At 46.9% G+C, this 12,379-nt stretch carries 8 protein-coding genes; 5 read left to right on the top strand and 3 right to left on the bottom strand.

What is annotated here, in order from left to right; genetic code table 11:
- Positions 1-223 precede the first annotated feature (223 nt).
- On the top strand, positions 224-1,384 hold the full coding sequence (locus tag ACE04G_RS03985; RefSeq protein ID WP_221820078.1) for an MFS transporter: 1,161 nt from the start codon (positions 224-226) through the stop codon (positions 1,382-1,384).
- 136 nt (positions 1,385-1,520) lie between these two features.
- On the opposite strand, the gene ACE04G_RS03980 is transcribed toward ACE04G_RS03985, so the two are convergent.
- Positions 1,521-2,483, bottom strand: coding sequence for an endo-1,4-beta-xylanase (locus ACE04G_RS03980; RefSeq protein WP_221820079.1), 963 nt, complete (start codon positions 2,481-2,483; stop codon positions 1,521-1,523).
- Between the two features lie 262 nt (positions 2,484-2,745).
- On the opposite strand from ACE04G_RS03980, the gene ACE04G_RS03975 reads away from it, so the two are divergent.
- Positions 2,746-5,040 carry a 5'-nucleotidase C-terminal domain-containing protein gene (locus tag ACE04G_RS03975; RefSeq protein ID WP_221820080.1) on the top strand — a complete coding sequence of 765 codons (2,295 nt, stop codon included), beginning with the start codon at positions 2,746-2,748 and terminating at the stop codon, positions 5,038-5,040.
- Between the two features lie 171 nt (positions 5,041-5,211).
- On the opposite strand, the gene ACE04G_RS03970 is transcribed toward ACE04G_RS03975, so the two are convergent.
- A complete protein-coding gene (locus ACE04G_RS03970; RefSeq protein WP_221820081.1) occupies positions 5,212-6,150 on the bottom strand; it encodes a macrolide 2'-phosphotransferase in 939 nt (312 codons plus the stop codon).
- Positions 6,151-6,582: 432 nt separating this feature from the next.
- Between ACE04G_RS03970 and ACE04G_RS03965 the strand changes: the two genes are divergently transcribed.
- Positions 6,583-6,939 (top strand): YobA family protein, encoded by a 357-nt coding sequence (locus tag ACE04G_RS03965; protein ID WP_221820087.1) that lies wholly within the window; start codon positions 6,583-6,585, stop codon positions 6,937-6,939.
- 233 nt (positions 6,940-7,172) lie between these two features.
- The gene (locus tag ACE04G_RS03960; protein WP_076320241.1) at positions 7,173-8,618 is read left to right on the top strand and encodes a DEAD/DEAH box helicase; all 1,446 of its coding nucleotides are present in this window, start codon (positions 7,173-7,175) and stop codon (positions 8,616-8,618) included.
- A gap of 79 nt (positions 8,619-8,697) precedes the next feature.
- Here ACE04G_RS03960 and ACE04G_RS03955 read toward each other — a convergent pair whose 3' ends face one another.
- The gene (locus tag ACE04G_RS03955; RefSeq protein ID WP_221820089.1) at positions 8,698-10,110 is read right to left on the bottom strand and encodes a DKNYY domain-containing protein; all 1,413 of its coding nucleotides are present in this window, start codon (positions 10,108-10,110) and stop codon (positions 8,698-8,700) included.
- A 245-nt stretch (positions 10,111-10,355) separates the two neighbouring features.
- On the opposite strand from ACE04G_RS03955, the gene ACE04G_RS03950 reads away from it, so the two are divergent.
- Positions 10,356-12,224 carry an AbfB domain-containing protein gene (locus tag ACE04G_RS03950; RefSeq protein WP_221820090.1) on the top strand — a complete coding sequence of 623 codons (1,869 nt, stop codon included), beginning with the start codon at positions 10,356-10,358 and terminating at the stop codon, positions 12,222-12,224.
- Positions 12,225-12,379: the final 155 nt, after the last annotated feature.

The raw sequence follows: 12,379 nt of genomic DNA, 5'->3' as shown, positions 1-12,379 counted from the left end.
CCATGCTTATTGTCACCATGATTACTCCTGTAGAACACAAGCCGAAGACGACTTAAAGATATGACGTTTCACCTTTTATATTTACAAATCTATAAATCTAGATATAATGTAATCCAGAGAACTTACTCTCATGTCCATCATATTATAGGAGGCAAGGCAGGCTCATTACGACATGATATATCTACTTTTCTGTATATTTAAATTTATTGGAGGTACGCTTTGCATGAAATCACAACAGGTCAATCCACTCCTTATCTTGATGCTGGCACTCGGGGTATTCGGAATTATTACAACAGAAATGGGAATCGTGGGGGTACTTCCTCAGGTTGCGCATAAATTCGGCATCTCGGCTGCACAGGCAGGTTGGCTGGTCAGTATATTTGCGCTAGTCGTAGCCATTGCGGGCCCTTTTCTCACCTTGCTGGCGTCCGGAATTAATCGCAAAATCATCCTTTTAACCGCTGTGCTGATGTTTGCCATTTCAAACGTCGTATATGCCTACGCCACAACCTTTGATACCATGCTTATCTTCCGTATCATTCCCGCGTTATTCCATCCCGTCTTTTTTTCCGTAGCCCTGGTCACCAGTGCCCAACTCGTAACAGCAGAGAAAAGCAGTCAGGCCGTCGCCAAAGTATTCACTGGAGTTACAGCGGGCTTTGCCTTTGGCGTGCCACTCACATCGTATCTTGCTGAACGCCTATCCCTCGAAATCGCCTTCCTGTTTGGAGCGATGGTCAGTGTGGTCGCTTTGATCGGCATATGGATCTGGTTACCCTCGATGCCCGTGAAGGAAAAGATGTCCTATGGCAAGCAGCTCGGTATTCTGCGCAAACCTGGATTATGGCTGAATGTTGCCGCAGTCATTTTTATATTCGCCGCCATGTTCTCCGTGTACAGTTATTTCGCCGAGTATCTTGGACAGGTCACCCACATGAGCGGATCATGGATCAGCGTCATGCTGACCGTCTTTGGTGTCGTCATGATTATCGGAAATTTGGGGTTTGGACAGTTTCTGCGTAAGAGTGTGGTCCGAACTGTCCTCATCTTCCCCCTGCTGTATGTAGCAGCTTACGCACTCGTCTATTGGGCCGGTCCTCACTTCATGTGGATGGTTATTGTAGTCATCCTCTGGGCATCCGTGCATTCAGGAGGATTAATTGTAAGCCAAACCTGGTTAACCGCTGAAGCGCAGGACGCGCCTGAATTCGGCAACAGCTTGTATGTATCCTTTTCCAACCTAGGTATTACCCTGGGTACTGCTATCGGCGGCTGGTTCATCGCGAACCTAGGAATACATCAACTGATCTGGAGCGGAATGATCTTTGCACTGATCGCTTTTGTATTGGTTTGGATTAAAATCAAATGTTTCCCTGCACCATGAATTGCCGAACACTGTTGAGACAAAGCATTAACACAAATAGCGCCATGTTCCCATGCTTAACATGTGGAACAGGCGCTATATGGTGTTATATAATCAACCAATCTACATAGAAGATCAGACTCGTCAAAACGCAAGCTTAAGGATTATTCGCCAGGTAATTTCTCAGCCATTGCATAGCCGGACGTTCTGTACCGTTGCTATTGACCAAGTGAGAGCCAGCCTGCCAGGTTTGATTCTGGTTGTAACCCCACAGCGTCACACCTTTAACAGCAGAGTGTTTCCACAGCACAGGGAATTTCTGCTGATAACGTTGCAATTGTGTATTGTCGTCACCTGTCATATCCAGCTCGGATACATAGATTGGCAACCCTGTCGCTGCGAGCTTGTTCAATACCGTGTTCATCGTGCTCACAGAAACGTTGTCCATATTGAAGTAATGCGCCTGGATTCCAATACCATCAACTAGACCTCTGTTTTTCAAAAGGTTGATAATCTGGATATATTGGTCCGCTTTAGCGGGATCACCGATAATACCATACTCATTAATTAACAATTTGGAGTTAGGGAAGGCTTGTCTCGCCTGTTGAAATGACCAGATAACCCAGTCCCAACCCGTTGCCCCATCTCCACCAATGGCATTGCGATAGGATGGTTTCGCATGCAGAGGTTCATTCACCACATCAACGAAGGCAGACTTCGAATACCGCTGTCCTGCGGCTTTAATCCATTGTGTCACTTCAGCCTTCTGATCTGCGGCTGAGAGACTGTTAATCCAATTTGGCTGTTGATTTCCCCATACGAGCGTATGGAATTTGAACGGAAATCCGTTATTGTTAGCATAGTTGTAGGCCATGTCCGCCTGGCCCCAATTCATTACGTTGCGTGTGCCTTCAATAGCATCCCACTTGGTAGAGTTCTCCGGAGTTACCTGATTCCAATATGGGTTAAAATTCGAAGGAACCTGGTTGGCAATAATATTGCCCAGAAATTTGCTACCTTTCGCCAAACCAGCACTCACACTGCCAACCGCAACAGAAGCAGCGAGAATCCCTACCAATGCCAATGAGCCGACTGTTTTGAACCACTTAGACTTAATCAATGATTTTCCTCCTTAGTATTCATTTTTTGTTAAGCGCTTACAAACATCATTTTACTGGATAATTTTGGTTTTTAACACCTGTCAAATTATAGTATTTTATTGTAAAGAAAATAGAATTAAATGCTTTTTCTGAAGCTATTTATAGATTCACTCTCTTAAATCCAACATAACTCTTACATTGGAGTTTACATTCACCACATGTTTATCTAGTATGAAATGATACATATCTTTACACACACTAGATAACAAGGGAGATTACAACATGCGCAAAATTTCAACAAAACGTTTCGCCGGATGGCCTTTATCGTTCCTCTTATGTGCCTCCATTTTGTTTGCCCCTTTTGCTTCCACTCCGGTTCAGGCTGCTGAGGCAGACAAGGAGACTAAGATCACGTTGCTGGGAACATCCGATATTCATGGTCGATTTATGCCGTGGGACTATGCTCTGGACGGTCCAAACCCAACCGGTAGCATGACACAGCTCTACACGATTGTGAAAAAAGTGCGTGCGGAGAATCCCAATACGATTCTGCTCGATGCAGGCGACATGATTCAGGATAACTCGGCTGAGTTGTTCAATGATCAGCCCCAATCTCCCATGATGGTGGCAATGAACGAAATGAAATATGACGCATGGGTTATGGGTAACCATGAGTTTAACTTTGGGCTGGACGTACTGGAGAAGATCTCTTCCCAATTCAATGGACAACCTCTCGTGGGTAATATTTTCAAAGAAAACGGCGACCGCTACATGCCTGCCTATACGATTATCGAGAAAGACGGAATCAAAGTGGGTGTTATCGGAATGAACACACCAATGATTACCGAGTTCGAGAAAGGTACGGATCACCTGGACGGCATCATCGTCAAAGATCCTGTGGAAGAGACCAAGAAGGCCATTGCTGAGCTGAAAGGCAAAGTTGATGTCATGGTTGGACTCATGCATATGGGACTGGACAACGAGAACGGAAATCCGGGAACCGGAGTGACGGATATCGCCAATGCCAACCCGGAGCTGGCTGCCATATTTGCCGGACACATGCATACCTTGATTGAATCCCAAACGGTTAACGGCGTATTGATCTCCGAACCGAATAAATATGGCTCACACATCTCTCGAATTGATCTGACATTTGAAAAAGACGGCGACAAAGTTGTGCTGAAAAGCAAGGAAGCTCAAGCTCTCGCTGTGAAAGCAGCAGACGGAACATATGAAGTCTCCGATCCTGCGCTGGAAGAAACACTTCACCCATTCCACGAGTTCGCTCGTGCCGATGCCAATATTGAAGTGGCTGAACTGAAAGGAACAAACCTGGTCCCTGCTGATGAGATTAAGGGTATCCCTGCGGTGCAGATCCAGGAAACACCTTTGTCTGACTTTTTCACCGAAGTGATGTTGCATTACAGTGATGCCGATGTGGTCGCGCACCAGATTGATAACGACAAGGCCAAGCTGGATGTAGGCCCGATCAAGAAAAAGGATATTGCATTCAACTACCAATACACCTTTGGTGAAGTGACCGTATATGAAGTGACCGGACGCGATCTGATGGACTATATGGAGTGGTCTGCGGGATACTTCAACTCCACACGCCCGGGTGATGTGACCATCAGCTTTGATCCGAAACGACGTGCTTCCAAATACAGCACAGATGATTTCTTTGGCGGCGTAACGTATGAGATTGACCTGACCAAACCATACGGCAGTCGGATTACAAATCTCAAGTACAGCAACGGTACAACAGTAAAAGAAGACGATACGTTGAAACTTGGCATGAACGCCTATCGAATGGAAGCCCTGATTGCCAAAGGCGGCGCCATGGAAGGGCGCAAGTTCAAGCAGCTCTGGTCCTCCAAGGATGCCTCGGCATTTGGTGAGATTCAAGGTACAATTCGCAACCTGTCCATCGCCTATCTGAAAGATGTCATGAAAGGTGTCTACGAACCGAAGATTCAACACAACTGGAAAATCACTGGCGTAGACCTGACTGCACCGGAGCGTGCAGATGTAGTGGAGTTAATTAACGATGGCATTATGTCTGTGCCAACAACAGAAGATGGCAAGTACACCAACATTGCCTCCATTAACATTTTGGATACGGTGACTCAGGAAGAGATTGATACGCTATCTGCCAAAGCAGATGTGAGTGCGGCACAATTCGCAGGCGCGAAAACCAAGGGAGCGTTCTATCAACAGCTGAATAAAGCTCGCAAAGCGGCAGGCAATGGCGAGGGAGCAACTACTCCTACACCTGAGAAGCCGACAACGCCAACGAAACCAAAACCAACACCGACTCCAGGCACGTCGAAACCTGGCAAGCCATCAACACCGAACACAGGTAAACCAGGAACTGTCACCAAAGGCAAACAAGCCAAGGTTACTGCGGTTTACCTGAACGTACGCGCCGGCGCTTCATCCAAAGCCAAGGTCATTGCTGCTGTACCGAAAGGCACCCTGCTTGAAGTGATCAGTACAGACAAGTATGGTTGGGTAAAAGTGAAGCTGGATGGACGTGTAGCATTTGTATACGGGAAATACGTGAGTATAATGAAATAAACACATTCGTGACGCACCACGCTTAATGAAAAAGAAAAAGGGCGATTCTCCCATGGAACTCATGGTCGGGATCGCCCTTTGTTATGTTAACGAACCGTTAGAGTAACGCTGTAACTGCTTTGCGAGAGTACGTGCCATAACGGGTGAACCAATTATATATGCCTTCGATGCTCAACCTCTCTTTACATCCCAATTCGCAAGCATGCCTCTCGCCATCTCCATGTCGGACTCCTTTCCTGTAATTAGTGCAAACTTGGCAACAATTGCAGGATAAGCTGCCCACTGCTCCCGAATATGCTCCAGCATCTGGGGCCATGTTCTTCCCCCTGCCTTCTCATAACGACTCAAAAGCTCACGCAGCCCCTCCTCCTGAAAGAGTGCGTAGTAGATGACAAAGTCCTTACCCGGATCTGCAATCTCCGCTTCCGTCCAATCAATAAGCCCAGTTACTCGCTGGGCATCATCGACAATAATATGCGGCGGATGCAGATCACCATGGATGAACGCCGAGTGCTGAGGCCAATAACTACCTACAGAAAGCCATACCGTCCAACGTTCAACTAACTCGGTTGGCACCGAAAAATTCTGCTTAACCTCCTCTATATTGGCTGCAAATTCTTTGCGAGCTTCCATAGGTGTCTTGATCCGCACTCCACCTTTCTTCGCCTTGTCGGGATCGATGTTATGCAGCATGGCGAGAGTCGTAGCCAGTGAATCCAGGAATGTATCCGATAAGCTCTCCTGAGGGAATCGCCATACATACCCTCCCCCTGCGGGGTCCACAACTGCGATCGGATCACCATCAAGTAAAGGATAAGCTATCAACTCTGGCGTGAAGATCCTCCAATCCGGTACTTGTGCGGGTATATTTCCTCGGACCACATCCAGCACCTTGCGCTCATTCTCGGCTCGCTCCCACACGTCTTCGCGTCGCGGCTGGCGCAGAACCCATCTGCGGCCTTCTTCATCCGTGGCAAATGCTACTCGAAAATCCATACCCGACTCGTTGATCTCCAAGGATTTCTCAACAATAAGTAGTCCGTTCTGTTTTGCTAAAGTTAATAGTTCCTTATGAATTGCCAAATTTTCATTTAAGTTCGGTTTTGTCATATCAGGTACTCCCCTTTTCCTGGATAAAATAAAAAACACAGACATGTTCGCCTGTGCAGTTCATTTCGGAAGTTGGCATACCTGGATGCTCACAAAAAAATAGTAGTACATCAAAGAACCACTTCAAAAAGTGATCCTTTCATGACGACTAGCGGCATACGTGTAAACAGGCAAACTTCTCCCGATGATCTGCACACAGGCAGTGAAACAGCAAGCGCAAGCAAACGTTCCGCTACTATCTCAATCGAAAAAAATTTACCACACGTATCCCTCCGTTCAGTAAGTTAACTATATGCTAACATATTCCAATTTTCAGTACCAGACTGAATCGAATGATTTTGGTTCTTTTTTATTGATATACAGGAACTTCGTCACCTCAGGTAACGTCCATAGTTATAGATGCATTAAAAAGGATGAGAGGTGAGTAACCCGATGTCCATTGTACGAAGATTATTCGTATTCCCGTTTATCTTGCTTCTGCTAACGCTCGGATGCGCAGATAAATCCGAGGAACAAGGGAAAGAGAAGCCACATGTGCGAGGAATTATTACGGATTTTGAGGAAGAAAGAGGTCAGGTACTCATCGAGAATAAAGAAGATGGCGGTGTTGATTCTGGACCGATTTGGGTCTCGCTCAGCAAGGACGCCGAACTCATCATCGAAGAAGAGATTGTCACCGTCTCTTTGGATGAGACACTCGTTGGTCGAAGTGCAGAAGTATGGATCAATGGAGTTATTGATCAATCTTACCCTCCCCAAACCAAAGCTGTAAAAATGGTCATTCATTAACACCAAGCAAAATACGCCGATACATTTCGTTTCACGTGGAACGTTATGATACACATACGAACAGCAACGGGTGGTTGCTACTAAAATCGGAAATGATGAAAACAATTTACACACTTGAAGCATTTACTCCGTTAGCCTGCCTGCATATAGAGTATAATGAAGAGGTATACGATAAATGTACGGTGCAATGCTTGTATGTAGAGTATTCAAAACTAACGCAAAAGAGGTAAACGATGAGCGAGCAACAATTTAAAGATTATGGACTTGGTGAAGAGATCGTAAAAGCACTGGACAGTCTGGGCTATGAGACACCAACCGAGGTTCAAACCAAAGTTATTCCGGTAGCACTAGAGAATCAGGATCTTGTGGTCAAATCACAGACAGGCAGTGGTAAAACAGCCGCCTACGGCATTCCGCTCTGCGAGCTGGTGGATTGGAATGAGAATAAGCCACAGGCTTTGATTCTTACACCAACCCGGGAACTGGCTTTGCAGGTTAACGAAGATATTACGAATATCGGCCGCTTTAAGCGTATTAAAGCAACCGCACTATACGGACAGTCCCCTTTTCATATCCAAAAAGCAGAGTTAAAACAAAGAACCCACGTGGCTGTTGGTACACCAGGTCGGGTACTGGATCATATCGAACGCGGCACGCTGCCACTCGAACGGATCGCCTATCTCGTTATTGACGAAGCGGATGAGATGTTGAATATGGGCTTTATTGAGACAGTACAGTCCATCATTCAGAAACTGCCGCAGGAGCGAGTAACGATGTTGTTCTCCGCTACGTTCCCTGAAGATGTAGCCAAGCTGTCACGCAAATACATGAACAAACCGGTGGAGATCGAAATCAAGGCAAGTGGACTGACAACAGCCACGATTGAACATGCTGTGATTAACGTACCCGAGGTGAACAAAACCGCACTGCTTCAAGACTTGTTCATTGTGGAAAATCCGGATAGCTGCATCGTGTTCTGCCGTACGCAGGAGAATGTGGATAAACTGTTCCGGGTTATGGCTGATCTTGACTACCCAGCAGATCGTATCCATGGTGGTATGGAGCAGGATGAGCGGATCGAAGTGATGAACGCATTCAGACGGGGACAATTCCGTTATCTGATCGCAACGGATGTAGCCGCACGTGGTATTGATATCACAAATATTACCCATGTCATCAACTACGATATTCCTTTGGAAAAAGAGGGATATGTTCACCGTACAGGCCGTACGGGTCGCGCAGGCAAAACAGGTAAAGCCATTACGTTGATCACACCGAAAGATGGCAGACGTCTGGCTGAGATTGAATCCTATATTGGATTCGAAATCCCTGTCGTGAAAGCACCTTCTGAAGAAGCTGTGGATCGCCGCAGAGAAGATTTTGAGAAACGATTGAAGATCGTTCCTGAACGTAAAAAGGACAAGCGTGAACAGCTTAACCAACAGATCATGAAGCTGAACTTCAACGGAGGCAAGAAGAAGAAACTTCGCGCCGTAGACTTTGTAGGTACCATAGCCAAGCTCGAAGGGGTAACCGCAGACGACATCGGGATCATTACGATTCTGGATAATGTGACGGATGTAGAGATTCTGAATGGCAAAGGCCCCCTCGTACTGGAGCTCATGCAAAACACAACGATCAAAAAGATGCAGCTCAAGGTTCGCAAAGGTCATAAATAGTTTGGTAAATACGGTCAAATAAATAGAAATTCAAACAGGGATAGTGGACTCTTTTCTAAGTCTGCTATCCCTGTTTTCATTACCTCTTCTTTTTCCGCACTGTACCGCCTTCCACCGTATACCGAAAGAGCGCATCTTCGGCGCCCCCGATATCATCCGTAACCTGAAACGTTGCTACATCTCCCGACTTATAAACCCCACCCGTCACAAAACTGAACACCACACGCTCATCTTTACCCCAATATTGATTCAGCATGACAAATGTACTACCGCTCACACCCTTTACCGTGCGGTTGCCATTGGCATTATATAGACCATTCTGATCCATTGCCCAACTCTGGGGATCAGCATCGAATAGATGTGTAAAGCTGGCTCGATCGATATGTTTATTTGGTTTACCCCATAGATACACACGATTGGCATCCACCGCCCAACTGCCGGAAGGTGTTATTAACTCAAACGTTGCAGCATCAGCTCCCTTGATGATCTGAAGCACATCGTCTGGATGACCGAAAGGCTGACTTGTCCGAACAACCTCGGCACGATACACATGTTGCTGATCCATGGAAAGTCCAAGATGCTCCGTCCCGGCAAACGCTACAAATTGCCGAGCATCTGCCTCGTCGACACGGTAACCGTTGTAATACACGTGTTTGCCATCACGTCCAAAAGGTCCACCTAGTGACTGGAACGTATCCGGGTCTGCTCCTTGTACAGTACGCCACTGAAAATAAACACGTTTTCGGTCCCGTGCAAACTGCTCATCCAGCGGTTCACAGGTAGACCTGTCTGCTCCACGAACAAGGTTGAATACCTCTTTTGCTTCTCGATGAGCCGTACCGCCCCATTCGGTTTTATAAAAAATAGACGACTCTGTCTCATACCAATTCCCTGTGATCTGCGTAGCGCCCTCTGCACTGTGGGCATAATGCGCATGCCACCAGCCATGTACGTCGGGATGATGTTCTTGCAACCATGCCCTCACCTCATCCTTTTCCCCATTCGCGTAACGAAGAGAGCTGGACAGATGGAACAGATGGTCCTGGTCGGTGCAATAGTCGTGATGAGCAATCACAGAGTTCGTATCGATATCCTCAAATAGATGAAAATGCGTGCTGCTCTTTACATATAAATAACGTTGGTCCTGAGCAAAGTAGGGCGTATCCGGCAATAGCCGAAAGTTGCTCGGATCAGAGTCAGGCATGGCCCGATCTTCCAGATAGACGTACTGAGAGTCGCAGCAGTAATCTTCATCGATCACACGAAAAGCTTCCGTATCCCAACTGAACAAACTCGCCTTGTTCTTACGGGCATTGAACCACCATATTCCCTGACGATCACGTAGATAGGCGAAGGTCAACCATCCCTTTTGATAAGTAGAGATGACTTCAAAATCCTGAGTAGTAATGCCTCCCTTAATCGGAGTGCTCGTTCTATCCTCGTCATTATGCAATATCACCTGAAGGTCTTCATCTACAATAAACTTGTTCATGACGGTTCACCCTCCAACCATGATGTGAATTCAGTCTAGCTTTATTTTAACGTGTGTACCTGATCCTCTCTACATCATCGTACTTGATATTTAGGAACATTTCCTCCGCTCTCACCGCTCAGCCACGATGAAATGAAGGTTTGTTCAGCAATGGATGGATTGTTCACTTGAAAAAGAGTCTGACCCAACTACAATATAAATGAAAGCGCTACATTTAATCTGATATCTTTCGGGAGGTGTATGTAATGGGTAACAGGAAAGCCGTCTGGTTTCTGGTCTTTGCACTCACGTTCACCCTGTTTGGACTTCATCCTGAACGGACAAGCGCAGCAAGTGTCACAATAACCAACGGTACCGATTGGCTCGATACCGCAGGCAACCCCATCCATGCGAATAGTGGCAACATTCTGCAGGTAGGCTCGACGTATTATCTGTACGGTGAACATGCGGTGGGCGGCAGGTTTGACAGCGTGAACGTCTACACCTCCACTGATCTGAAGAACTGGACTTTCAGCAATGCCATCCTGACGAAAGATTCCGCAACCGAGCTGGCCTCCAGTAAGATCGAACGCCCCAAAGTCATCTATAACGCCTCCACCAATCAGTATGTGCTCTGGGCACACTATGAGAACGGTACAGACTACAACCTCGGGCGTGTAGCGGTCGCAACAAGCAATACCCCGAATGGCAAATTCACCTATGAGGGCAGCTTCCGCCCGCTGAATTATGAATCCCGTGACATGACCGTCTTTGTTGATACAGATGGCACAGGTTATCTGGTTACTGCTTCCCGCAAAAATGGCGGTGCCAATGATACGATGGCTATTTTTAAAATGAATGCAAGTTACACCGGAATACAGTCCTTCGAGGGCTGGCTGTTCGAGAACGCCTACCGTGAAGCACCTGCTGTTGTGAAAAAAGGAAACCGTTACTACCTCTTCACCTCTCAAGCCGCTGGCTGGTATCCGAATCAGGGCGCTTATGCTACAGCAACTTCCATGACGGGTCCATGGGCTGCGCTTACGCCATATGGCAATCCATCTGCCTTCGGTTCGCAGATTCACGATATTGCCACGATTACAGGCAGCAACACCACATCCTTCATCTACATGGCGGATCGCTGGAATCCGATGAACCTCGGAGAGCACAAACATATCTGGCTGCCACTAACCTTGAATGATTCGAACGGAACCGCATCACTGGAGTGGTATACAACGTGGAATATCGACGCAGTAACGGGTGCGGTAACACCGCCTGCTCTCGTCAATCATGCACAAGGCAAAACAGCTACCGCCAGCTCCACAGCCTCCGGCTCGTCTGCATCCAACGTCAATGATGGCAACTACCAGACTTCATGGGTGGCTTCCTCCAATAGCTGGCCTGCCTGGTGGCAGGTGGACTTCGGCGCACCGAAGACGATCAACGAGATCGACACGTCCTGGTTTATGTATAAAGGTTCCGAAGGATACTACAAATACAAAATTGAAATTAGCAACGATGGTGTCAATTACTCCACCTTGGATCGCACCAACAATCTGACCTATGGCTTTACAACAGATGCTGTGCATTTCACAGCCCGTTATGTACGGATTAATATGGTGAACGCGGTCTTGTGGAATAATCCGGGTAACTGGTACACCCCAACCCTGCACGAGGTCAAAATGTTGGGTCCTGCAACACCGGAAGCCACAGGTTACAGTCGGTTCAGTTCACACAACATTCCGGATCGATACATCCGTCATGCCAATTACACTGCTCGCGTGGATGCCAACGTCTCCCCTGTTCTGGATTCCCAGTTCCGCGTCGTACCGGGTCTTGCCAGCTCCACGGGAATTTCACTGGAGTCCATCAACTTCCCGGGTTACTTTTTGAAGCGCAACACCAGCAATAAAATTGTACTTGAAGCTTATGCCGACACCTCCGCCTATAAGGGAGATGCTACGTTCCTAAGCAGTCCAGGTTGGGCTGACAGCACCAAAGTATCCCTTCAATCGTATAGTCAGCCTGGACATTACATCCGGCATTATGATTACGTATTACAACTCGATGCCATCAATGCATCCAGCAGTTCAACGGTGAAGAGTGACGCCACGTTTGGGCGAACCAATTTCTAAACAAATGAATTACAGATGAGGATTTAGCCACCTACATCTACAATTTAAATTTCAGAGAAAGGCCGCTTTTTCAGGAGTCACAACTGAAGAAGCGGTTCTTTCTGCTGCACTATTTTAGATATAGATTACGTAACCCTATCTCAGACTGAAAATAT

The sequence above is a fragment of the Paenibacillus sp. AGC31 genome (genome assembly GCF_057334655.1).
Note: the sequence above shows the minus strand (reverse complement) of the source record. Positions and strands in the feature narration are given on the sequence as shown.

Excerpts from the sequence above, each read along its gene's own strand:
- ACE04G_RS03985 (WP_221820078.1), top strand. The coding sequence starts at position 224 with ATGAAATCACAACAGGTCAATCCACTCCTTATCTTGATGCTGGCACTC.
- ACE04G_RS03975 (WP_221820080.1), top strand. The coding sequence starts at position 2,746 with ATGCGCAAAATTTCAACAAAACGTTTCGCCGGATGGCCTTTATCGTTC.
- ACE04G_RS03970 (WP_221820081.1), bottom strand. The coding sequence starts at position 6,150 with ATGACAAAACCGAACTTAAATGAAAATTTGGCAATTCATAAGGAACTA.
- ACE04G_RS03965 (WP_221820087.1), top strand. The coding sequence starts at position 6,583 with ATGTCCATTGTACGAAGATTATTCGTATTCCCGTTTATCTTGCTTCTG.
- ACE04G_RS03960 (WP_076320241.1), top strand. The coding sequence starts at position 7,173 with ATGAGCGAGCAACAATTTAAAGATTATGGACTTGGTGAAGAGATCGTA.
- ACE04G_RS03955 (WP_221820089.1), bottom strand. The coding sequence starts at position 10,110 with ATGAACAAGTTTATTGTAGATGAAGACCTTCAGGTGATATTGCATAAT.
- ACE04G_RS03950 (WP_221820090.1), top strand. The coding sequence starts at position 10,356 with ATGGGTAACAGGAAAGCCGTCTGGTTTCTGGTCTTTGCACTCACGTTC.